This is a genomic window from Achromobacter animicus, from assembly GCF_902859585.1.
GTDB lineage: Bacteria > Pseudomonadota > Gammaproteobacteria > Burkholderiales > Burkholderiaceae_B > Achromobacter > Achromobacter animicus.
This window is the reverse complement of sequence record NZ_CADIJM010000003.1, coordinates 485,269-507,316: the sequence shown is the minus strand read 5'-3', so window position 1 is coordinate 507,316 and position 22,048 is coordinate 485,269. Positions and strand designations below refer to the sequence as shown.

General features: G+C 64.4%; 25 protein-coding genes and 4 tRNA genes. 11 read left to right on the top strand and 18 right to left on the bottom strand.

What is annotated here, in order from left to right; all coding sequences use genetic code 11:
• Positions 1-10: 10 nt before the first annotated feature.
• A complete protein-coding gene (gene galU, locus HV681_RS11490; RefSeq protein WP_175123188.1) occupies positions 11-862 on the bottom strand; it encodes a UTP--glucose-1-phosphate uridylyltransferase GalU in 852 nt (283 codons plus the stop codon).
• Positions 863-918: 56 nt separating this feature from the next.
• Between galU and HV681_RS11485 the strand changes: the two genes are divergently transcribed.
• Positions 919-2,442: a M48 family metalloprotease gene (locus HV681_RS11485; protein WP_175123187.1), complete on the top strand. Its 1,524-nt coding sequence runs from the start codon at positions 919-921 to the stop codon at positions 2,440-2,442.
• 7 nt (positions 2,443-2,449) lie between these two features.
• Here the strand turns inward: HV681_RS11485 and HV681_RS11480 are convergent, their stop codons facing one another.
• From HV681_RS11480 to HV681_RS11465, 4 genes are all read right to left on the bottom strand, one after another.
• Entirely contained in the window at positions 2,450-3,550 is a 1,101-nt protein-coding gene (locus tag HV681_RS11480) for a YheT family hydrolase (RefSeq protein ID WP_175123186.1), read from the bottom strand.
• A 17-nt stretch (positions 3,551-3,567) separates the two neighbouring features.
• Positions 3,568-3,990, bottom strand: a complete 423-nt coding sequence (locus HV681_RS11475) for a YybH family protein (protein WP_175123185.1) — start codon at positions 3,988-3,990, stop codon at positions 3,568-3,570.
• A gap of 40 nt (positions 3,991-4,030) precedes the next feature.
• Positions 4,031-4,249, bottom strand: coding sequence for a zinc-finger domain-containing protein (locus HV681_RS11470; RefSeq protein WP_175123184.1), 219 nt, complete (start codon positions 4,247-4,249; stop codon positions 4,031-4,033).
• A gap of 88 nt (positions 4,250-4,337) precedes the next feature.
• On the bottom strand, positions 4,338-5,258 hold the full coding sequence (locus tag HV681_RS11465; protein WP_175123183.1) for a branched-chain amino acid transaminase: 921 nt from the start codon (positions 5,256-5,258) through the stop codon (positions 4,338-4,340).
• 173 nt (positions 5,259-5,431) lie between these two features.
• On the opposite strand from HV681_RS11465, the gene HV681_RS11460 reads away from it, so the two are divergent.
• The 3 genes from HV681_RS11460 to HV681_RS11450 all read left to right on the top strand — a co-directional run bounded on the left by HV681_RS11460 (position 5,432) and on the right by HV681_RS11450 (position 8,284).
• Positions 5,432-6,181: an AzlC family ABC transporter permease gene (locus tag HV681_RS11460; RefSeq protein ID WP_175123182.1), complete on the top strand. Its 750-nt coding sequence runs from the start codon at positions 5,432-5,434 to the stop codon at positions 6,179-6,181.
• Positions 6,178-6,513: an AzlD domain-containing protein gene (locus HV681_RS11455; RefSeq protein ID WP_175123181.1), complete on the top strand. Its 336-nt coding sequence runs from the start codon at positions 6,178-6,180 to the stop codon at positions 6,511-6,513. The genes HV681_RS11460 and HV681_RS11455 overlap by 4 nt, the downstream gene beginning before the upstream one ends.
• A gap of 283 nt (positions 6,514-6,796) precedes the next feature.
• On the top strand, positions 6,797-8,284 hold the full coding sequence (locus tag HV681_RS11450) for a DEAD/DEAH box helicase (protein ID WP_175123180.1): 1,488 nt from the start codon (positions 6,797-6,799) through the stop codon (positions 8,282-8,284).
• Positions 8,285-8,376: 92 nt separating this feature from the next.
• On the opposite strand, the gene HV681_RS11445 is transcribed toward HV681_RS11450, so the two are convergent.
• Positions 8,377-8,760 carry a thioredoxin family protein gene (locus HV681_RS11445; RefSeq protein WP_175123179.1) on the bottom strand — a complete coding sequence of 128 codons (384 nt, stop codon included), beginning with the start codon at positions 8,758-8,760 and terminating at the stop codon, positions 8,377-8,379.
• 63 nt (positions 8,761-8,823) lie between these two features.
• Between HV681_RS11445 and HV681_RS11440 the strand changes: the two genes are divergently transcribed.
• The 3 genes from HV681_RS11440 (at position 8,824) to HV681_RS11430 (ending at position 11,492) form a co-directional block, all read left to right on the top strand.
• On the top strand, positions 8,824-9,633 hold the full coding sequence (locus HV681_RS11440) for an EI24 domain-containing protein (RefSeq protein ID WP_175123178.1): 810 nt from the start codon (positions 8,824-8,826) through the stop codon (positions 9,631-9,633).
• A 31-nt stretch (positions 9,634-9,664) separates the two neighbouring features.
• Complete coding sequence (locus tag HV681_RS11435; protein ID WP_175123177.1) at positions 9,665-10,480, top strand: competence/damage-inducible protein A; 816 nt, start codon at positions 9,665-9,667, stop codon at positions 10,478-10,480.
• Positions 10,481-10,628: 148 nt separating this feature from the next.
• Entirely contained in the window at positions 10,629-11,492 is an 864-nt protein-coding gene (locus HV681_RS11430) for an IclR family transcriptional regulator (RefSeq protein WP_175123176.1), read from the top strand.
• 100 nt (positions 11,493-11,592) lie between these two features.
• Here HV681_RS11430 and HV681_RS11425 read toward each other — a convergent pair whose 3' ends face one another.
• The gene (locus tag HV681_RS11425) at positions 11,593-12,570 is read right to left on the bottom strand and encodes a tripartite tricarboxylate transporter substrate binding protein BugD (protein WP_056568785.1); all 978 of its coding nucleotides are present in this window, start codon (positions 12,568-12,570) and stop codon (positions 11,593-11,595) included.
• Positions 12,571-12,951: 381 nt separating this feature from the next.
• On the opposite strand from HV681_RS11425, the gene phaP reads away from it, so the two are divergent.
• Entirely contained in the window at positions 12,952-13,530 is a 579-nt protein-coding gene (gene phaP, locus HV681_RS11420) for a TIGR01841 family phasin (protein WP_105237564.1), read from the top strand.
• 128 nt (positions 13,531-13,658) lie between these two features.
• On the opposite strand, the gene HV681_RS11415 is transcribed toward phaP, so the two are convergent.
• The 5 genes from HV681_RS11415 to HV681_RS11395 form a co-directional block, all read right to left on the bottom strand.
• Positions 13,659-14,702: a quinone-dependent dihydroorotate dehydrogenase gene (locus HV681_RS11415; protein ID WP_175123175.1), complete on the bottom strand. Its 1,044-nt coding sequence runs from the start codon at positions 14,700-14,702 to the stop codon at positions 13,659-13,661.
• A 62-nt stretch (positions 14,703-14,764) separates the two neighbouring features.
• On the bottom strand, positions 14,765-15,502 hold the full coding sequence (locus tag HV681_RS11410; RefSeq protein ID WP_175123174.1) for an arginyltransferase: 738 nt from the start codon (positions 15,500-15,502) through the stop codon (positions 14,765-14,767).
• 84 nt (positions 15,503-15,586) lie between these two features.
• Positions 15,587-16,357: a leucyl/phenylalanyl-tRNA--protein transferase gene (gene aat / locus HV681_RS11405; protein WP_175123173.1), complete on the bottom strand. Its 771-nt coding sequence runs from the start codon at positions 16,355-16,357 to the stop codon at positions 15,587-15,589.
• Positions 16,354-16,935, bottom strand: coding sequence for an NUDIX hydrolase (locus HV681_RS11400; protein ID WP_175123172.1), 582 nt, complete (start codon positions 16,933-16,935; stop codon positions 16,354-16,356). The genes aat and HV681_RS11400 overlap by 4 nt, the downstream gene beginning before the upstream one ends.
• A gap of 10 nt (positions 16,936-16,945) precedes the next feature.
• Entirely contained in the window at positions 16,946-17,878 is a 933-nt protein-coding gene (locus HV681_RS11395; RefSeq protein WP_246282845.1) for a LysR family transcriptional regulator, read from the bottom strand.
• Positions 17,879-18,010: 132 nt separating this feature from the next.
• Here HV681_RS11395 and HV681_RS11390 point away from each other — a divergent pair, with 132 nt between their 5' ends.
• Together HV681_RS11390 and HV681_RS11385 are read left to right on the top strand one after the other, a co-directional pair.
• Positions 18,011-18,412 (top strand): DoxX family protein, encoded by a 402-nt coding sequence (locus HV681_RS11390; protein ID WP_105237569.1) that lies wholly within the window; start codon positions 18,011-18,013, stop codon positions 18,410-18,412.
• Positions 18,413-18,530: 118 nt separating this feature from the next.
• Entirely contained in the window at positions 18,531-18,986 is a 456-nt protein-coding gene (locus HV681_RS11385; protein ID WP_175123171.1) for a nuclear transport factor 2 family protein, read from the top strand.
• Positions 18,987-19,001: 15 nt separating this feature from the next.
• On the opposite strand, the gene HV681_RS11380 is transcribed toward HV681_RS11385, so the two are convergent.
• The 6 genes from HV681_RS11380 to HV681_RS11355 form a co-directional block, all read right to left on the bottom strand.
• Positions 19,002-19,601 carry a DUF2946 family protein gene (locus tag HV681_RS11380; protein WP_175123170.1) on the bottom strand — a complete coding sequence of 200 codons (600 nt, stop codon included), beginning with the start codon at positions 19,599-19,601 and terminating at the stop codon, positions 19,002-19,004.
• Positions 19,602-19,605: 4 nt separating this feature from the next.
• Positions 19,606-19,941 carry a hypothetical protein gene (locus HV681_RS11375; protein WP_175123169.1) on the bottom strand — a complete coding sequence of 112 codons (336 nt, stop codon included), beginning with the start codon at positions 19,939-19,941 and terminating at the stop codon, positions 19,606-19,608.
• A gap of 99 nt (positions 19,942-20,040) precedes the next feature.
• A tRNA-Cys gene (locus HV681_RS11370) sits at positions 20,041-20,114 on the bottom strand.
• Positions 20,115-20,169: 55 nt separating this feature from the next.
• Positions 20,170-20,245 (bottom strand) — tRNA-Gly (locus HV681_RS11365).
• A gap of 155 nt (positions 20,246-20,400) precedes the next feature.
• A tRNA-Gly gene (locus HV681_RS11360) sits at positions 20,401-20,476 on the bottom strand.
• 223 nt (positions 20,477-20,699) lie between these two features.
• Positions 20,700-20,775: transfer RNA gene (locus HV681_RS11355), tRNA-Gly, on the bottom strand.
• Positions 20,776-20,979: 204 nt separating this feature from the next.
• On the opposite strand from HV681_RS11355, the gene murB reads away from it, so the two are divergent.
• On the top strand, positions 20,980-22,023 hold the full coding sequence (gene murB / locus HV681_RS11350) for a UDP-N-acetylmuramate dehydrogenase (RefSeq protein ID WP_175123168.1): 1,044 nt from the start codon (positions 20,980-20,982) through the stop codon (positions 22,021-22,023).
• Positions 22,024-22,048 lie beyond the last annotated feature (25 nt).

The window sequence follows — 22,048 nt, the reverse complement described above, 5'->3', positions numbered from 1 at the left end:
GCCGTGCGGGTCATTCCGGCAGCAGGCCGTGATACTTCTTGCCCAGCGCCACGGTGGCCTGGAACATGCCGGCTTTGTTGCCGCAGTCGTAGCGCACGCCGTCGAAGCGATGCGCATAGACCTCGCGCTCGCGCATCAGCGAGGCGATGCCGTCGGTCAACTGGATCTCGTTGCCCGCGCCCATCTTGGTCGAGCGCAGATGGTCGAAGATCGCAGCTTCCAGTACATAGCGGCCCACAACAGCCAGCGTCGACGGTGCGGCCTCCGGGTCCGGCTTTTCGACGATGTGCGTGACGCGCTCGGTGCGGCTGTCCGCCGGCGTCTCGCCGGTATGGGTGGCCACGATGCCGTACTTGCGCGTGTCGGCGCGCGGCACGTCCTGCACGCCCAGCACGCTGGCGTTGCGCGCCACGGCCACATCCACCAGTTGCTTCATGGCAGGCGTATTGGCGTCGATCAGGTCGTCGGCCAGCAGAACGGCAAAGGGTTCGTCACCCACGGCGGGCGCGGCCGACAGCACGGCGTGGCCCAGGCCCAATGGGGCCGACTGGCGGATATAGAGGCAATTGACGTGCGCGGGTAGAATGCCCCGCACCATTGCCAGGAGTTCATGCTTGCCCTTGCTTTCCAGGTCGGTTTCCAGCTCGGGTGCGGAATCGAAATGGTCCTCGATGGCGCGCTTGTTGCGGCCGGTCACGAATATGAGATCAGTGATGCCGGCGGCGACGGCCTCTTCCACCGCGTATTGAATCAGGGGCTTGTCTACCACGGGCAGCATTTCCTTGGGCATCGCCTTGGTGGCGGGCAGGAAGCGTGTACCCATGCCGGCGACAGGGAAAACGGCTTTACGGACGGGACGCATTGATACCTCGTTGAGGATTCGATGAAACATTTTAAGCTCATCGCTATCATAGGCTTATGAACCGCAGGAACATGCCATCCATTTGCTCGATTGCGAAACGGGGCGCGATCGCTAGCCTTTGCGCGGCGCTCGCCATTCCCGTTGCTCCCGTCACCGCGTGGGCGCAGCCGGTCGGGTTGCCTTCCATGGGCGCCGCCTCGTCGTCCGACCTGTCGCCCATGCTGGAGCGCACGCTGGGCGAAGCCATCATGTCCCAGGGGCGCCGCGACCCCACTTACATCGACGACTCCGAACTCAGCCAATACCTCACGACGATGGGGCGCAAGCTGGCGCAATTTGCGCCGGGCGGCGTGCCCGAGGTCGAGATGTTCGGCGTGCGCGATCCCGAAATCAACGCATTCGCGATGCCGGGCGGCTTCATTGGAATCAACACGGGCCTGATCGTGTCGTCGGCCAGCGAGTCCGAACTTGCGGCCGTGGTCGCCCACGAAATCGGCCACGTCGTGCAGCGCCACATTGCGCGCGGCATGACCCAGCAGAATCAGAACGGCATGCTCATGCTGGCCAGCCTGGCGGGCGCGTTGCTTGCGGCGCTGGCGGGCGGCGGCGGCAATCTTTCCATGGGCGTGGCCGCCTTCGGCCAGGCGGCGGCCATCAACCGGCAATTGGGCTTTTCCCGCGACGCCGAACGCGAGGCCGATCGCGCCGGCCTGCAGATGCTCACCAAGGCCGGCTACGACGCCGCCGGCATGTCGCAGATGTTTGCGCGGCTGATGAACGCTTCGCGCCTGAACGAAGGCGCGGGCGGCGGCTCGTGGGCCAGTACCCACCCGCTGTCGATCGAGCGCATGTCCGACGTGCAGAACCGCACCCGCGCGCTGCCGGCAACGCGCCATCTGGACAGCGACGACTTCTGGTACATCCGCGCCAAGATGCGCGTGGTGCAGGGCCGCGATACCGTGGGCTTGCGCACCGCCGGGCAGCAATTGCAGGACGAGGCCCAGGCGCTCTCGGGCGTGCGGCAGTCTGCCGCCTATTACGGACTGTCCCTGCAGAACTATCAGCGCAACAATCTTGCGGAAGCGGAACGCTATTGGAATCTGGCGTCCGCCGATGGGCGCAGTTCGCCCCAATTGGCGAAGCTGGGCGTGGACATCGCGCTGGCGCGCAAGGATTTCCCGCAGGCGCTGTCACTGGCCCAGGCGGGCACCAAGCGCTATCCGGACCACCGGGCGCTGGGCATCGCGTACGCGCAGGCGCTGCAGGGCAATGGGCGGCACGCCGAGGCGCAGGACTACCTGCGCGCCAAGATCAAGCAGTGGGGCAGCGACGAGCCCAGCCTTTACCAGATGCTGGCGCAAAGCGAAGAGCGCAACGGCAAGCCCGTACAGGCGCGCCGCGACCTGGCGCGTTACTACGTCATGACAGGCGCCTATGCGGCCGCGGAATCGCAACTGCAACAGGCGCGCGGCCTGTCCAAGGACTTCTACGAGCAGTCGCAGATCGACGTGCAGATCAAGGAAGTGAAGGACAAGCTGGCCGAAGAGCGCCAGCTGCTCGAGCGCTTCAAGTCGGGCTGACGGGCGCTTAGAGACCCGTTTCGAAGAACCGCCCCAGCCGCTGCGGCAGCCAGTTCAGATGCCCCGGAAAGCTGCCTGTCGGAAAGCCCGCGTGCCCGCCGTCGGAAGGCTGGTGCAGCAGGATGCCCGGCGCACACTCGTCAGGTTTCGGCAGCGAAGCGGCAGGAATGAAGGGGTCGTTGCGCGCGTTCAGCACCAGCGTCGGCACGGCGATCTTGGGCAACCACGGCTTGCTGGAGGCGCGCGTCCAGTAGTCCAGCGCATTGCGAAAACCGTGCATCGGCGCGGTATAGGTGTCGTCGAACTCGCGCAGGTCGTGCGCGTGCGCGATCCGCATGACGTCGATGGAACCCGGAAACCGGTGCGCCTTTTCCAGGACCTTGTGCTTGAGCGTCTTCAGAAAGTGCGCCGTATACACGCGCCGGTTGAAGATGCCGGTGGATAGCGTCTTGCCGCAGGCGACCAGATCCAGCGGCGCCGACACGCCGGCGCAGGCGGTCAGCCACGTGGTGTCTTCCTGGTGTTCCCCCAGGTACTTCAGCAGCGCGTTGCCGCCCAGCGATACGCCGACGGCATGCCAGCGCGCGTGGGGAATGCGCTGGCGCACGGTGTTGAGCAGAAATCCGACCTCGGCCGAGTCACCCGAGTAATACGCGCGGGCCAGCCGGTTGGGCACGCCAGAGCAACCCCGGAAATGCGCGATGACCACGATCCACCCGCGCGCCCGGAAATAATGCGCGACGGACTGCGCATAGCGGCTGTTGCTGCCGCCTTCCAGGCCGTGGAACAGGATCAGGGCAGGGGTGTCGGGCGTTTGCGGCAGCGACTTCCAGTCTGCGTCCGTCATCCAGCGCGCCGCGGCGGTCTTGCCATTGCCGACCGGACGTTGGCCGCTCACCGGCGCGCCATCGGCGGCCTTGTGCGGAAACAGACCAGGGCCTGTCCAGTCCAAGTCGACGAAGTCCGTATCGGGCGTGTCGACGCGATCGCGCACGAACGCGATGCGGTGATACTGCGCGAACAGGGCGGCGTAGACCGTCTGGCTGTCGCCCCCGGGAAGCCAGGGGGGTACAGGGCAGGGCGTTGTATCAAGACGAGCAGCGGCCAACTGGGAATCCACCGCGTTCAATGAAGCATGTCGGGCACGTCGTGCAGGTCGAGCACCCCGGCTTCGGAGGGCGCCTGCGAGGCATGGTGCATGACCATGCGCCAGCCCGTGGGGCCCTTGTGGTAGATGTTGGTGGCATAGCAGTTGGCGAACTGCGTGCCCTCACGCGTGCGCACCGCGACCTGTTCCACCAGGACATGCACCGCGCACATCATGCTGAGCATGACAAGCGGGCGCAGTGGACGCACATGCAACGGACCGTTGGCCAGCACCTGTTGCCAGGACTCGTGCACCGCGGAATGGCCGACGACGCGCAGCCCTCCCGGATGGATGCATACGACTTCCTCGTCGTCGGCCCAGACCTGCATCAGGCGGACGGCGTCCGCCTGCTCAAGGGCTTCGTAGAACGCGTGTTCTGCTTCTTCGGGCGTGGCGAACATGGCTGCTGAAACGGTTAAGCGTGTTATGGGGCGGTGCCGCTCAATGGTGGCCGTGCAACACCGTGCCGGCCTTCAGGCGGTACTCGGCGCCACAGTAGGCGCAGCTTGCGGAACCGGTGCGGGCCACGTCCAGGAAGACGCGGGGGTGCATGCTCCAGAGCGGAGCCTTGGGGCCGGGACAGAACACGGGAAGGTCTTCGGCGCCGACCTCGATGACTTCGTTAGCGCGGGAGCCGGCGGCCGGGGCAGCAGCGGTCATGGATATTCCTGAAAAAAAACCGATAGACGGCAGGTTGAAACAATGATGCGGTCTTGCTGGGCAAAAGCGCGCCAATCAGAATTGAGAATCAGACTTTACTTAGCCAGTGATGGTACTTCGGGTTGCGGCCATTCACCACGTCAAAAAACGCGTTCTGCAATAGTTCGGTGACTGGGCCGCGCCGGCCCGAGCCGATCTGGCGGTTGTCGACCTCGCGGATGGGCGTGACTTCAGCGGCCGTGCCGGTGAAGAAGGCCTCGTCCGCGATGTAGACGTCGTCGCGCGTGAGCCGCTTGGTGACCACACGCAGGCCGAGGTCGGCCGCCAGGGCGTGTATGGTCGAGCGGGTAATGCCGGTCAGGGCGGAAGCGATCTCGGGTTCGCAGAGCACCCCGTCCTTGACCAGAAAAAGATTTTCGCCGGAGCCTTCGGCCACGAAGCCGTCGGTGTCCAGCAGCAGGGCCTCGTCGTAGCCGTCCTGCAGGGCTTCGGTATTGGCCAGGATGGAATTGGCGTAGGTGGTGGCGACCTTGGCGCGCGGCATCGTGACATTCACGTGCTGGCGCGCAAACGACGACACCTTCACGCGGATGCCGCCGGACAGCGCCTCTTCGCCCAGATACGCGCCCCAGGGCCATGCCGCGATGGCCACGTGCACCCGGGCGCCCTTGGGCGACACACCCATTTTTTCGGGGCCGTAGAACACGAGGGGGCGCAGGTAGCCGGATTCAAGCTGGTTTTCGCGCACGACCGTCCGCTGTGCCTCGTTGATCGTGTCGCGATCGAACGGCATGGGGATCTGGTAGATGTGCGCCGAATTGAAGAGCCGGTTGGTGTGGTCTTCGAGGCGGAAGATAGCTGTGCCAAGGGTGGAGTTGTAAGCGCGCACGCCTTCGAAGACGGACAGCCCGTAATGCAGCGAATGCGTCAGGACATGCGTCGTCGCGTCTCGCCATGGGACGAGCTTGCCGTCATACCAGATGAAACCGTCGCGGTCAGCCATCGACATGGTCTTCTCCACACAGTGCGCACCAAACCTGCCGCCGTGCGCCAGGCCATGGGGGCCAAGAATCTCGAGGGCGCTATTGTATCAAGCAGCGAGGTTACAATACGGGCCTATTCGCGCAGTTCATTCCCATCGAGTATCCATGTCGTCCTGCCTGAATCGCCAGGGGCCAGCCGTTGTCCTCTGAATCCGCGCTTCCTGAATCCGAAGACCCAGCCCTGGTCCGCCAGGAACGCGTAACCGCCTTCCGTGCCGGCGTCCATGCCATCGTGCCCGCCCTGATCGCCACCGCGACCTGGGGATTGGTGACCGGTGTGGCGATGGTCAAGTCCGGACTGACGGAATCCATGGCGCTTGCCATGACGCTGCTGCTGTACGCCGGCTCGGCCCAGCTCACCTCATTGCCGCTCATCGCCGCCGGCGCGCCGCTCTGGCTGATCTTCGCCGCCGGCTGCGTCGTGAATCTGCGTTTCATCATCTTCGGCGCCGCCCTGCAGCCCTATTTCCGCCACCTGTCGTGGCCCAAGCGCCTGGGACTCGGCTATTTCACAACGGACATGGGCTTCGTGCTGTTCATGCCCCGTTTTGGCGACTCGGTCGAACGCGGGACCCGAGAGCAGCTTTGGTTCTTCCTGGGTTCCATCGTGCCGGGCTGGCTGGTCTGGCAGTCGTCGTCGATCATCGGCATCTACCTGGGCGCGCAGGTTCCCACCGATTGGTCCCTGGATTTTGCCGCCGTGCTGGCGCTGCTGGCCATCACGGTGCCGCTGGCCAGTTCCAAACCGATGCTGGTGTCGATGCTGGCCGCCGGCGTCGTCGCCTGGGTGGGGCAGGCAATGCCCCTGCGCCTCGGGCTGGCTGCGGCGGTGATCTCCGGCGTCATCGCCGGCATGTGGGCCGAACGCTTCTTCAAGGCGCGTCCATGACAAATTGGTCCTGGGAACTCTACGTCTATTCCGCCATCCTGCTGCTTGCCCTGTGCAGCGTATTGACGCGCGCCGGGTTCATGCTGTTTGGCGATTACATTCCGCTGTCCGACAATGTGCGCCGCGCCTTGCGCTACGCACCCGCCGCGGCGCTCACTGCCATCGTGGTCCCCGATCTGCTGCCCTGGAAGGCCGGGCTGGGCCCTGTCTTCGACTACAAGCTGGTTGCCGGACTGGTCGCCATCCTGGTGTTCCTGCGCACCCGCAGCGCGGTGCTCGTGATCGTGGTCGGCATGCTGGTGCTCTGGGGTTTGCGCTGGCTGGCCAGCTGACGGCCACAAATCCCGTGTTACATCGTCCGTCTGGTGGACACTCGAGGCACTTTTTTTGCCTCGGTGGGCCATTGGATCGTGCTGCCGACCGGGCCTCAAACAGACCGTTTGACCGTGTGGTAAGGCGGCTGCGCTAAAATTCATCAATCCACAGCAATCCGGGCCTGGTACTGCCCTCATAAGTATCGAATCCAGCATGGATGCCCCGATGCCTTATGTAGCAGTGCATGCAGCACTCTCGTTTTGTTCTTTTTCACTGGTCCCGGTACTTGCCTAACCCCTGATGACTGAATCCACTCAAACCGCAGCACCCACCGCTGACGCGCCCGCGCCCGCGCCGACGTTCGACGATTTCGGATTGCACCCCCTGTTGTTGCAGTCCATCGCCGAAACCGGCTACACCACCCCCACGCCCATCCAGGCGCAGGCCATTCCCGTCGTGGTGTCGGGTCGTGACGTCATGGGCGCCGCGCAGACCGGCACCGGCAAGACGGCGGCCTTCACGGTGCCGATCCTGCACCGTCTCATGCCGCTGGCCAATACCAGTGCTTCGCCCGCCCGGCATCCGGTGCGCGCGCTGATCCTGGCGCCCACGCGTGAACTGGCGGACCAAGTCTTCGAGAGCGTCAAGCGCTACAGCAAGAAGACGCCGCTGCGCTCGGCCGTCGTGTTCGGTGGCGTGGATATCGGTCCGCAGAAAGAAGCGCTGCGCCGCGGCTGCGAGGTGCTGGTCGCCACGCCGGGCCGCCTGCTCGACCACGTTGAACAAAAGAACGTGAACCTCAGCCAGGTCGGCATCCTGGTGCTGGACGAAGCAGACCGCATGCTCGACATGGGTTTTCTGCCCGATCTCGAACGCATCATCCGGCTGCTGCCCGCGCAGAGACAGGGCCTCTTGTTCTCGGCCACGTTCAGCAACGAAATCCGCAAGCTGGGCCGTTCGTACCTGAACCAGCCTGTGGAAATCGAAGTGGCGGCGCGCAACGCCACCGCGACGACCATCACCCAGATCGCCTACAAGATGACCAGCGACGCCAAGCGCGCCGCCGTCGTGCATCTGGTGAAGTCCCGCGGCCTGAATCAGGTCATCGTTTTCTCGAACACCAAGATCGGCACCGCGCGTCTGGCGCGCGACCTCGAACGCGACGGCGTCAAGGCTGAATCGATTCACGGCGACAAAACCCAGGCCGACCGCATGAAAGCGCTGGAAGCCTTCAAGGCGGGCGAGCTCGAAGTGCTGGTCGCAACCGACGTGGCCGCGCGCGGCCTGGATGTGGCGGGCGTGCCTTGCGTCATCAACTACGACTTGCCGTACAACGCCGAAGACTACGTGCACCGCATCGGCCGCACGGGCCGCGCGGGTGCGTCGGGCGAAGCCATTGCCCTGTTCACCGCCGATGAAGAGCGTTTCCTGCTCGACATCGAAAAGCTCATCAAGCGCGAAGTGCCTCGTGGCACGCTCGACGTGCCGGCCGATCTGATCGCCCGCAGCCATCGCCGCAGCGACGGTGGTTCGCATTCGCGCGAGGGGCGCGAGAGCAGCCGCGAAAGCCGCGGCGACCGTGGCGATCGCGGCCGTTCTTCGGACCGACGCTCCAGCCACCACGGCGGCGGCTCGCGCCAACCGGTGGACGACTTCTTCCTGAAGCCTTACGAGCCCTCGACGACGGCCGCGCCGGCCGAAGAACAGGATTCGCGCAGCAATGCCGCGCCGTCGTCGGCGCCCAAGCGCCAGCTTGCCGTCCTGCTGGGCGGCAGCCGCAAGCCCTGATCGCGCGCGACACCGGTCGCCGGTCCTCGGACCGCAAAAAAACCCGCAAGGCCTTCAGGCGTTGCGGGTTTTTTGTCGGCCGCGCCGCGATGTCAGGCGGCCAGCATTCGCGGCAGATCGGGCAGGGCGGTGGTCACGGCCGCGCTGTCTTCGTCAAGGCTTTCCAGCAGGCGCTCCAGGTGGCCGATATGCGGCAGCATGGGGCCGTAGAACACGACACGATCGCCGATCTGCACCAGCAGCGTAGGGAAGTTCTCGACGTCCACGTCGCCCAGCAATTCAGCGTGATCCTCGATGTCGACCCATGCAAAGACGTGTTGCGGCAAGGCGCCGGCCAGGGCCTGCAATTTGGGCTTGTATTCTTCGCAGGTGTCGCACCAGGCGGCGCAGAAACAGGCGATGAGCCAGGTGTTGGGCGTGGCGCTCAGCCGCGCGCGCAGCGGGGCAAGATCGGTACCAGGTGTAAGCAGAGACATGTGAGCGGATCGGGGCGGGTTTGACTATCATACCCGGGTTGTTCACCCCTCAATTTGATTGCCATGACCGTCCTGCGTACTGATCCGCCCGCCCCCGGAAACGGCCGCCTGTCCGGCGCCGGCGCGGGGGCCGTAAGCGTGGGGCAGGCGTTCAAGCGCGCGCTCGTGTCGCAGTGCCACCCGACCATGCTGTTCGCGGTGCTGCTGCCTTTCCTGATCGCCCTTGTTGGCGCCATCCTGCTGCTCTGGTTTTTCTGGACGCCCCTGACCGACTGGTTGCGCACCGAGGTGTCGCAATGGGACATCGTCAATCGCGTCGACCAATGGTTAGTCGCGGTCGGCCTGTTCTCGCTCAAGATCTGGCTGATTCCGGTCATCGCCGCGGCCATCCTGTTGCCGGTGTCCGGCATCCTTGGACTGGCCATCGCCGCCGTCTTCGTCATGCCGCTGGTGCTGCGTCACGTCGGTCAGCGCGAATACGCCACGGTGGGCCGCCGCGGCAAGTTCTCCACCGCGGTCAGCGTGTGGAACGCCGTGTGGGTGTCCGCGGCGTTCGCCGCGGGGTGGGTGCTGACGCTGCCGCTCTGGCTCGTGCCGCCCATGGCCATCGTGCTGTCCATTTTCTGGTGGGCCTTCGCGTTCTCGCGCATGATGCGCGTCGACGCGATCGTCGAGCACGCCAGCCCGGATGAACGCAAACTGATCCTCGAACGGAACAACGGCGGCTTCTGGACCATCGGTCTGATTTGCTCGCTACTGAACCTGCTGCCGCCCGCGTGGATTATCCTGCCGGTGTTTTCCGCGCTGGTCTACGCGCACTACGGCCTGGAAGCCCTCAAGCGCCTGCGGCAGGACCGCGTCATCGACGTCTGACCGGCGTCTTTTCTTATCAATGGAATCGGACATGGCTGCAGAACCCACCGCCCGCCGTATCGGCCTCATCATCGTTGGCGATGAAATCCTGTCGGGACGGCGCCAGGACAAGCATTTTTCCAAGATCGTCGAAATGCTGGGCGCGCGCGGCATGCACCTGAGCTGGGCCGAATTCCTGCCTGACGAGCGCGACCGTCTGGTCGACGCCTACAAGCGCAGCTTTGCCAGTGGCGACGTCGTGTTGTCGTGTGGCGGCATCGGCGGCACGCCCGACGACCACACCCGCCAGGCCGCGGCCGCTGCGCTTGGCCTGCCGCTGGCACTGCATCCCGAAGCCGAGGAGGCCATCGCATTGCGCACGCGCGAAATGGCGGAAAAGGGGCAGGGCACCGCCGACATGAGTGCGCCGGAAAACCAGCAGCGGCTGCAAATGGGCATGTTCCCCGAAGGCTGCGAGATCGTCCCCAATCCGTACAACCGGATCCCGGGATTCTTCATCAAGGATCACACCTTCGTGCCGGGCTTTCCCGTCATGGCGTGGCCAATGCTGGAATGGACGTTGGATACCCGCTATCGTGCGCTGCAGCATATTCGCGCCCACGTCGAGCATTCCTTCCTGGTTTTCAGCATGCCCGAATCGCGCATCACGCCGTCGATGGTTGCTGTGGAAAGTCGTTGGCCCGACGTCCGCGCGTTCAGTCTGCCCAGCGTCGGCGAGGCGGGCGGCACGCCCCACATCGAGCTGGGCGTGAAGGGCGAACCCGAGGCTGCCGCAGCGGCGCTGGAATTCCTGCGCGCCGAAGTCCTGCGCCTGGGCGGCAAGCTGGCGCCCCCGGCGGCGGCCTGATTTGCGCGGCGGCGGGGCACCGCCGGTCGCGCCCGCTGCGCAAATACCATTTGCCAAACCGGCCGGTAAATTTCACAATACGGGATAAGAACTGTTTGCTGCATTGCCGCAACGCGTGTCTTGCGTGGCGGCGCCAGCCCAAAATTCCATGGCCCGTCTTCCCACCCCTCGCAATCCGCTGGACGCCGAAACCGAAGGCGCTTCCGCCCATCCGATCGCCATTCAGGTCATCGAACGCGCGATGCGTCTGCTCGACGCCCTGGCCGCTCAACCGGATCCGGTCACGCTCAAAGAGCTGTCGGCCACCACCGGTCTGCACGCCTCCACCGCCCACCGCATCCTGAACGACCTGGTCGTCGGCCGCTATGTCGAGCGGGTCGACAACGGGCTGTATCAGCTGGGCATGCGCCTGCTGGAGCTGGGATCGCTGGTCAAGGGCCGTCTGAACGTGCGCGAGGCGGCCATTCCGGCCATGCGGTCGCTGCACAAGCTGACGGGGCAGACCATCAATCTTTCCGTCCAGCAGGGCGACGAAATCGTCTACATCGACCGCGCCTGGAGCGAACGCTCCGGCATGCAGGTGGTGCGGGCCATCGGCGGCCGCGCGCCGCTGCACCTGACGTCCACCGGCAAACTGTTTCTGTCCACGGGCGACACGCGCCAGGTGCGCGCCTACGCGCTGCGCACGGGGCTGGCCGGCCATACGCGCAACAGCCTGACCGATCTGGACAAGCTGGAACGCGAATTGGCCCTGGTGCGCCGCCACGGCTACGCCCGCGATAACGAAGAGCTGGAGTTGGGCGTACGCTGCATCGCCGCCGGCATCTTCGACGACACCGGCAAGCTGGTGGCGGGGCTGTCGATCTCGGCGCCGGCCGAACGGCTGCAGGACGACTGGATCAAGGCGCTGGTCGAAACTGCCGCCAGCATTTCCGAAGCGCTGGGCTACGAACCCTCCGTGTCCTCGGGTTTCAACGGATTGGGTCTGGCGGCCGAAGCCATGCGGCCGTAGCTGCGGCGCACGCAAAAACAGAGAGCCCCCATGAGGGGGCTTTTTTATGGGCCATTGCCGCAAGAGGCGCCGCCGAAGCGGGCGGCCTCTTGAAGCGGGCTTATTGCTTCTCGATGCCGGCCTTCTTGAACAGCTCGGCCCATTGCGGGACCTGCTGCTTGACCTTCGCGGTCAGCGCATCGGGGTTGGCTTCCGACGTCAGCACGGTGGCGCCGAGTTGCTTCATGCGCTCCTGGAACTTGGGATCGGCCAGACCGGCCTGCAAGCTCTTGACCAGCTTGTCCACGACAGGCTTTGGCGTGCCCTTCGGCACCCACATGCCATGCCAGATGCCCACTTCAAAGCCCTTGTAGCCGGACTCGTCCATGGTCGGCAGCTTGGGCAGCGTGGGAACGCGCTTCAGGCTGGTCACGGCGTAGGCCTTCACCTTGCCGCCTTCGATCTGCTGCGTGGTGTTGGTGGTCTGGTCGCACATCAGATCGACCTGCTTGCCCAGCAGGTCGTTCATGGCGGGCGCGGTGCCCTTGTACGGGATGGTCAGCAGTTGCACGCCCAGGGCTTCGACCAGCATCGTGCCGCACAGGTGGCTGGCGGCGCCGATGCCCGCGTTGGCGAGCGAGACCTTGTCCTTGTTCTTTTTGACGTAGTCGGCCAGTTCGGCGATGGTGTTGGGCGGGAAGTCCGAGCGGGCGACGATGGTCATGGGCACGTCGACCACCAGGCCGACCGGCTCAAAGCTCGTGAAGGGGTCATACCCCGGATTCTTGTAGAGCGACGGGGCGGTCGAGAAGCCGGCGTGCATCAACAGGATGGAATAGCCGTCAGGCTGGGCGCGGGCGACCTGAGTGGTGCCGATGGTGCCGCCGGCGCCGCCCTTGTTTTCAACGACGACCGTCTGGCCCAGGCTGGGCCGCATGGCTTCCGCAAGGGAGCGGGCGACGTTGTCCGTCGGGCCGCCTGCCGCGAACGGCACCACCATGTTGATGGGGCGTTCCGGATATTCCGCGTGCGCGGCGCCGGCCGCGAACAGGGCACCGGCCGCGAGCAGGGCCGAAAGCGTGCGGGGAATGAAAGTCATGAGGTCTCCGATTGCAGGGTTTTGCTTGCTGCGATTAGTTATCTTTCGCTGACATATCATTGGTATTTGTCTGTCATCAGCGTGAAAACAGTGTAGAAAAGAATTGATACCGCGTCATGTCCGGTATTTCCCGAGTTCCGGGAATTCGTTGAGCAGAATCAAGCCCCGGCAGGCGGGCGCACCGTTAAAGTGCAAACACTTGTTGCGCCGCACAAAAACTGCTTGACAAGTTTTTTACCCAGTCTAGAATGGCAATTGTGCAGTGCATCAAACGGGCCGGCGGTAGCTTGTAGTACCAGTTTCCGCGCACGTTTCTTATTTCGTCGCAGACAACCATCCTTACTGCCGGACAGCCTCCGGCTACCCTGAGAGGAGCATCCTATGAGCGCAATTCCGCAACAAGTTCTGGACCGTCAAAAGGCCAGCATCAACACCATCGTGGCCGCCCAGACCGCCGTCTTCGCCGGCTTCGAAAAGCTGGTCGAACTGAACCTGAAGGTTGTGAAGGCCACCCTGGACGAAGTCGCCCAGAAGTCGCAGCAAGCCGCTGAAGTCAAGGATCCGCAGGAAGCCGCCGCGTTCGCGACGGGCCTGCTGCAACCGGGCGCCGAAAAGGCCCTGGCCTACACCAAGCACGTGTATGACATCGTTGCCGGCGTGCAAGGCAGCCTGGTCAAGCTGACCGAAGAACAGATCGCCGAAAGCCAGCAACAGCTGAGCGAAGCCGTCGACCAGTTCTCCAAGAACGCCCCGACCGGTTCCGAAAGCGCCGTCGCCCTGATCAAGTCCTCGCTGGCCACCGCGACCAGCGCCTACGATTCGATGACCAAGGCTGCCAAGCAGGCCGCTGAAGTCGCCGAGTCGAACCTGAACGCCGCCGCCAACGCGACCTTCAAGGCCGCCACGGACGCCGCCGACGCCGCGACCAAGGTTGCCGGCCGCAGCCGCCGCAGCGCCTAAGTATTTGGCGCACGGTGCTGCGCGAAGCGCAGTAATGTAGTACTGTTGAGTGACAGAGCAGAGCTGGAATTAGGGCCACCCACAGGGTGGCCCCTTTTTTTGCCTGCGTTTTTTGTCTTTATCGGCTGTCAGCGGGACGCGACGGCGCGTACGCATTCGCCGACCAGCCCGGGGCCACGGTAGATGAGGCCCGTGTAAAGCTGCACCGCGTCGGCGCCGGCTTCCATCTTTTCGCGGGCTTCCCGTCCGGACAGCACGCCGCCCACGCCGATGATGGCCAGGCTATTGCCCAGCCGTTCCTTCAGGCGGCGGATCACCGCCAGCGACAGTTGATGCACGGGCGCGCCGGACAGGCCGCCAGCCTCCTCCGAATGGGCCTGGCCCTTCACCGCGTCGCGCGACAGCGTGGTGTTGGTGGCGATGACGCCATCGATGCCGTGGCGCGGAAGGATCTCGGCGATGGCGTCGATTTCTTCCTGTGACAGGTCCGGCGCAATCTTCACCGCCATCGGGACCCGGCGCTGGTGCCGGTCTTCCAGGGCGCGGCGCTTGTCGGCCAACTGCGCGAGCAGCGCAGAAAGCTCGTCGCCGCTTTGCAGCGCACGCAGGTTCTTGGTGTTGGGCGACGAGATATTCACGGTGACGTAGTCGGCATGCGGGTACACGCCGTCCAGGCCGATCAGGTAGTCGTCGGCGGCCCGTTCGATGGGCGTGTCTGCATTCTTGCCGATGTTCAGGCCCAGAATTCCGCCTTGCTTGCGCCACGTGCTGCGCTGCACGTTGGCAAGAAAGGCGTCGAGCCCCTGATTGTTGAAGCCCAGCCGGTTGATCAGCGCATTGGCGCGCGGCAGGCGGAACATGCGCGGCTTGGGGTTGCCGGGCTGCGCGCGCGGCGTGACCGTGCCGACCTCGATGAAGCCGAAACCCAGGTTGCCCAGCGCGTCGATGTAGGCGCCGTTCTTGTCCAGGCCGGCGGCCAGTCCGATCGGGTTGGCCAGCTGCATCCCCATCAGTGTGCAGGGCGCCTTGGGCTGCGCGTGCATGAGCTTGCGCGTGGCGCCGCATTCATAGGCGCGCTGCAGGCCCGACAGGGTGACTTCGTGGGCGGTTTCCGCATCCATGGCGAAGAGCGCCGGGCGGGCCAGGGGATAGGCGTGGAAGAGGATAGACATGGGCCGGGATTGTAGAGCGATTTGCTCCGTCCCCGCCGATTGCAAACGACGCCGCAACAGATTCAGGCGGGCGGGCGGTCGGGACTGTCGCGCCATTCCCCGTCGACCAGGAACTGCGCCGGACGGAAGGCCGATTTGTAGGACATCTTGCGGCTGTCCGCGATCCAGTAGCCCAGATAGAGCCACGGCAGGTTCAGCGCGCGGCACTGTTCTACCTGCCAGAGAATGCTGTACGTGCCCAGGCCATCGGCGATGTCCGGGTCATAGAACGTGTAGACCGAGGACAGGCCGTCGTCCAGCACGTCGATGATGGAGACCATCACCAGCACACCCTCGGCGTTGCGGAACTCGACCAGCCGGGTGTTGACGCGGCTGGTCAAGAGAAACTGCGCGTACTGCGTGCGGCTGTCCTCGTCCATGCCGCCGCCCGGATGCCGGCCCTGCTGATACCGGGTATAGAGCCGGTAGTGTTCCGGCGACCATGCCAGCTCCGCGACGAACGACTGCAGATGCTGATGATCGCGCCACGCACGGCGCTGACTGCGGTTGGGGGCGAATCCGGCCGTATCTACGCGCACGGGAATGCAGGCCTGACAGTTGTCGCAATGGGGACGGTAGGTAAATAGACCGCTGCGGCGAAAGCCTTGTTCCACCAATTGGGAATACGTGCCCGCGTTGATCAGATGCCCGGGCGCGGCCACCTGCGACCGGGCCTGGCGACCCGGCAGATAACTGCAGGGGTAGGGGGCGGTTGCGTAGAACTGCAGCGTGGAGAAGGGAAGTTCTTTCAGCTGGCTCATTGGAGCTGGCTCATGGGAGCTGGCGTATCGGATATCCCGCGTATAGGCGGCAAACCCGGGACGGGAGTGGCTCCATATTAACGCTTAACTCGGGCTGCAATCCGTCCCCTCGGGTGTATCCGGATGCAGTTGGCCGCGCGTGTCCAGCCGGCCGCGTGACCACGGAATGCCGGGCTGTTGAGTGGCTTGCCGAACATGCCGCAGAAAGTGTTCCCGTGGCACGGGAGCCGCACCCATGCTTGCCAGATGCCGCGTCTGCTGCTGGCAGTCGATCCACTCGACGCCCTGCGCGTCCAGGTAGCGAACCAGATGCGCGAGCGCGATCTTCGAGGCGTTCGGGACGCGGGTGAACATGGATTCGCCGAAGAACATGCGTCCCAGGCTGATGCCGTACAACCCGCCCGCCAATTCCCCGTCGATCCAGGTTTCGATGCTGTGCACGACGCCGGCGTCATGCCACTGCCGGTAGGCGTCCTGCATGGCAGCGGTGATCCACGTGCCCGGCTGGCCGTCGCGCGGCGCGGCGCAGGCCGCCATGACCTGGGGAAACACGGTGTCGACCCGCACCTGCACGCTGGGCGTGGCTTCGTATTCCCGGGCGGCGATCTGGCGGAGCAGCTTGCGCAGCGAGTGCGACGGCGCAAAGTCCTTCACGGGCAGCACCATGCGCGGGTTCGGACTCCACCAGAGCACGGGCTCGCCTTCCGAGTACCACGGAAAGATGCCGTTGGAATAGGCCTGGGCCAGACGTTCCGGCGACAGGTCCGCGCCCGCGGCCAGCAGACCGTCCGGATCCGTCAGCGCGAATTCCGCAGGAGGAAACGGGGTGTCGGCGGCGAGCCAGGGCAGTTTCAACGGTGGGATTCTAGGGTGTAGTGATGCGGGCCGAAGGTGCCGCGTTTGCGGTCCTCGAAGAACAGGCGCAGGGTGCTGGCGACAGTGCGGAAGGCCAGGTCGTCCCAGGGAATTTCGGATTCGTCGTACCAGCGCGCTTCCAGGCTTTCCGGGCCCGGGTCCAGTTCCGGACCCACCGCCTGGGCGAGATAGAACACGTGCACCTGCTCGATCTGCGGGACGTCGATGATGGTGTAGATGTCGCCCAACTGGATTTTGGCGCCGGACTCTTCCAGCGTTTCCCGCGCCGCGCCTTGCGCCGTGCTCTCGCCGAGCTCCATGAAGCCGGCGGGCAGGGTCCACGTGTTGTAGCGGGGTTCGATCGCGCGGCGGCAGAGCAGGATGCGGTTTTCCCAGACGGGCACGGTCCCGACCACCAGCCGCGGATTCTGGTAATGGATCGCCCCGCAGTGATCACAGATGTCACGCTCGCGGTTATCGCCTTCCGGCACGCGGCGGTTTACCGGAGAGCCGCACTGGCTGCAAAAGTGGGAACGGCGCGGGGCGGGGAAGTATTCGAGGGGCGATTTGGCGGTCATGGGTACGATTCTACCGGCTGCGGCGGGTCGTGGCGCGCCGGGCCGGCGGCGTGGGCGCGGGGCTGCCGAACCGCGCTTCCAGGTGTTCGACGAACGACCGGACCTTGGGCGACAGAAAGCGGCGGTGCGGGTAGACGGCGACCATGGAAATCGGCGTGTGGGCATAGCCGGTCAAGAGGGCGGTCAGACGTCCGGCGCGTATGTCATCCCCGACCAGGAACTCCGGCTGCAGGATGATGCCGTGGCCGGCCAGTGCAGCGGTGCGCAGCACGTCGCCGTTATTGGCCCGCAACGCCGCGTTCACGCGCACCAGATGCGTCACGCCGTCCTTCTCGAAATGCCATTCGTTGCCCGTGCTGGCGTAGGCGTAGTGCAGGCAGCGATGCTGCTTCAGGTCTTCAGGCACGGCGGGCGCGCCGTGGCGCTCCAGGTACGACGGCGCTGCGCAGACCAGCAGTTGCTGCGGCGCCAGGGGTCTGGCCACCAGCGACGAATCCACCAGCGGGCCGATGCGCACCGCAACGTCGTAGCCGTCCTCGACCAGATCCACCACGCGGTCGTTCAGGTCCAGGTCGATCACCACGTCCGGATAGCGCTGCAGGTATTCGGCGATGGCTGGCCCCAGATGCAGGATGCCAAAGGACACGGGCGCGCTGACCCGCAATCGTCCGCTGGGCCGCTGGCCTTCCGCCTGCAGCGACAGTTCCAGGTCGGCAACCTCCGCCAGAATGGGCCGGACGCGGTCATAGAAGGCGCGTCCGGCGTCCGTCATGCTGAGCTTGCGCGTCGTACGGTTCAGCAGGCGTACGCCGTACTTCTGCTCCAGATAGGCGATCTGCCGCGTCACCACAGATCGCGCCTGGCCCATCTTGTCGGCGGCTGCCGCGAATGAGCCCAGTTCGACGACCTTGGCATAGGTCTGCATGGCGGTATGGGTGTCCAAGATTGTTTCCTATCGGGGAACAATAATTTGCAATTCTGCATGTTTATCTTTGTTTTTGGAATCGCAAGAATACGGCCCATGAAGGATCTGCCTGCTCCGGGCGATTCGCTTTTCTGCACAAGGATGATTGCAATGATTGATTCCCGTACCGCGCCGTATGCCGCGTTGCTCTTGCGCGTGGCGCTGGGCGTGATGTTCCTGGCCCATGGCCTGACCAAGCTGCTGGTGTTCACGCTGCCCGGCACCGCCCAGTTCTTCGCCAAGATCGGTTTTGCCAGCTGGTTGGCCTATCCGGTCACGTTTTTCGAGGTGGCCGGAGGCATCCTGCTGATCCTGGGCGTGGTGCCGCGCTGGGTCGCTGCGATTGCCGTGGTGCAGCTCTTCGCGGCGTCGACGGTCCATTTTGGCAATGGCTGGGGCTTCGGCAACCCGGGCGGCGGTTGGGAATATCCGATTTTCCTGACCGTGGCGGCTGCCGTCCTGGCGCTGTTGGGCGACGGTAAGTTCGCGCTGGTCAAAAGCGGCCGCCGCTGAGCCATAGCGGCGTCAAACCACTGAGCGCTACGCGCATCAATCTGTTTACCGGGCCGGACGTGGCCCGCGCGAAGGCGGGGCCATAGAATGGCTTCGCCTTTTTTTATCTGGAGTCGATATGTCCCGGCCTATGTTCATGCGCGCGTTTGCCGCACTGCTGTTTTCCGTCCTGGCCTGCGCCGCGCAAGCCACGCCCGAACAGGAAGCCGCCAACAAGGCTGCCGTCCTGGCGTTCTATGAAAAAGGCTTGAACCAGAAGGACGCGGACGCCGCGCTCAAGTACGTGGGCGATCGTTATGTGCAGCACAATCCCAACGCGGCCGACGGCCCCGAGGGCTTCCGGCAATTCATCGCATTCCTGCGCGACAAGTATCCCGCCTCGCACAGCGAAATCAAGCGCGTGTTCACGGATGGCGATTACGTCATCCTGCATGTCCACGCCGTGCGCGAGCCGGGAACGCGCGGCAACGCCATCATCGACATCTTTCGCCTGGAAGGCGGCAAGATCGTCGAGCATTGGGATGCCGTGCAACCGATTCCCGAGAAGGCCGCCAACAGCAACGGGATGTTCTGAGTTTGCGCTGACCCGTCAGGCCGCGGGGGCGTGCGGGGCGGGGTCAAATCCCAGGCGCGCGGCGATGTCCGCCTGCGCGATTGCGTGCAGCGGCGCCGCCGCGTACACGTCAGGCCAGTCGGCTGTCATCGAATGGCTAGCCGCCAGTTCGGCCAGCGCGTCCAGCAGCGGAGCACCAGCTTGCGTCCGCATCATCTCCAGCAGCGGCTGCAAATCGCGGTCCAGCACGATGCCGGCGCCCATCGGCGTCGATGCGTAGAGCCGGCCTTCATCATCCAGCCACCACGCGCTGACTGCGTCGACGGTCGCATCCGTGTGCGTGATGAGGCCGCGATTGTCATCGGCAAGGCGCAACACATAGGGCGCTGCGTCCAGACGTACGAACACCCGCTGCGGGCCGTTCTGGAAAAACCAGCGGCCGTCGTTGTCGCGTTCGTAATTGCGGCTGATGAATTCCAGGATCTGCGTATTGGTGATCGGCTCGCCCGGCCCGCCCTCATTGGCCTGTCCTTGCGGATGAAGGCGCCAGCGGCCGCGCGCATCCAGCGACAGCCATCCGTAGACAGCCGGCACATTCGGCCAGCGGGTGAGGGCGTCCTTTACCGATTGATCCATGGTCTCAGGGGCGGATGACGATCGTGGGCGAGATGACGATGCCAGGTTGCACCGGCATCACGGGCACCGCCACGGGTTGCGGTGCGTAGCCATAAGCATAGTCGTCACGGCATTTGCGCTTTTCGCTGTAGTCGCCGTTGCGCTTCCACTTGCGCTCGACCTTGCAGGCGCCATCCCAATACTTTTCCTTGTACTCGCCGCCCTTGTGGCGGTGGTGATGGTGCTTGTCATGCGCCTCGGCAGCCAGCGGCGCTAGTGCGATCAGCGCGGCGGCGGACAGGCTCAGGAAAGCGGGGCGGGCAGTAAAGCGGCGCGGTTGCGATACCGGGATGTTGTGCATGGACTCATCGTTCAAATGAAAACGGGGTCACCATAACAATCATCCGGCTGACCGGGCGTAGGGATGGGTAACGAGATGCTGGGGAGGGGGGAAAGATGCTGGAGGCGCAAGCCGGAATCGAACCGACGTACACGGATTTGCAATCCGCTGCATAACCACTCTGCCATTGCGCCAGCACTTGCAAGAAAAAAGGAAGCGCGGTGTTGGCCGATGCTTCCTCTTTGTATTTGGAGCGGGAGACGAGTCTCGAACTCGCGACCTCAACCTTGGCAAGGTTGCGCTCTACCAACTGAGCTACTCCCGCGGGGGTACTGCTGGGGTACTGCTGGGTACTGCTTATTACTACTAAGCTACAAGCCTTCGCTTGTTCTGATGAATGCCTGTTTTGGTATCAGGGCTGTTCACCAAAGACAGCGATTGTACATACTTTTAAGGGTCTTTGCACGGCAGACCGAAATCTGGAGCGGGAGACGAGTCTCGAACTCGCGACCTCAACCTTGGCAAGGTTGCGCTCTACCAACTGAGCTACTCCCGCATTTGCTAATACCCTCATCGCTGGCTGTGCGCTTGAGTCTTCAAGAAGATCTTCAAGAATCTGGCGGCTGTCCAATCAGCGAGGCGAGAGTATACATTAATTTTTTCATCCATCAAGTCGGCTCGCATGTGCTGCATGAACTGGCTTTTCAGGCATGAAAAAAGGGCCTTTCGGCCCTTGCTTTCAATGATCTGCAGCACTGAAAAAGCTGCACATCAAAATCTGGAGCGGGAGACGAGTCTCGAACTCGCGACCTCAACCTTGGCAAGGTTGCGCTCTACCAACTGAGCTACTCCCGCATTGGTTCCGCAAACTGCTCAGAACCGCTTTTCTTATTCACTCTGATCAACTTGGTTATCGATCAGAAGGCGCGCAGTCTAGCACGATTTTTTGAGCTTGTCCTGAGCCGCCGTGGCCGTTTCGATTCGAACTTCAAATCGGGTCAAGCACTCAATCAAGTAAACTGAGCGAAGACAGAAACTATAGCACACCACGTAGCACCCATGTCAAATTCCTTCGCCGGACCCGCGTCCGATCCGTTGTCTCCGGCCGTGCAGGACCTTACTCGTCTGAATACGCTGGGACTCGCGTCCCGGGCCGACGCCTTCGTCGCGCTGCGCGATCCGGCGCAATTGCCGGCCTTGTCGGCGCTCGCGCAAGCGGCGCCGTCGCTGCTGGTGTTGGGCGGCGGCAGCAATGTGGTGTTGCCCGAGCGTGTGCCGGGCTTGGTCGCGCGCGTCGCGTTCGAAGGCGTGCGTCTGCTGGAGGCGCGGCCGGACGCATGGATCGTCGAAGCCGCGGGCGGCGAGAGCTGGCACGGATTCGTAGCGGCCTGCGTGGCGCAGGGATGGGACGGCCTGGAGAATCTGGCGTTGATCCCCGGTACCGTCGGCGCCTCGCCGGTGCAGAACATCGGCGCTTACGGCGTCGAGCTGCAGGAGCGGTTCCACAGTCTGACGGCCTGGGATGTGCGCGAGGCACGCTTCGTGGAAATGCGGGCGGCCGAGTGCAGGTTTTCATACCGCGACAGCACGTTCAAACATGATGAACCTGGCCGCTGGATCATCGTAAGCGTGCGGTTTGCGTTGCCGCGCCCCTGGCGGCCGGTGCTGGAATATCCCGATCTGCAACGTCATGCGCGGCTGGCGGACGGAGCGCCCAGCGCGCGCGACGTGTTCGAGGCGGTTTGCGAGATCCGGCGAGCCAAGCTGCCGGACCCCGCCGTCACCGGAAATGCGGGCAGCTTCTTCAAGAATCCGATCGTGCCGGCTGCGCAGCGTGAAGCGCTGGCGGCGCGTTTTCCCGGCCTGGTGTCGTATCCGCAGCCCGATGGCCGCTACAAGCTGGCCGCCGGCTGGCTGATCGATCAATGCGGCTGGAAGGGCAAGGCGTTGGGCGCGGCGGGTGTGCATGATCGCCAGGCGCTCGTGCTGATCAATCGAGGCGGCGCCACGGCCGAGGACATCATGGGCCTGGCGGGAGCGGTGCAGGACGCCGTGGCTGACCGTTATGGCGTGCGGCTGGAGCCGGAACCCGTCGTGGTGTGACCGGCCGGACCTGGCCGGCCGCACC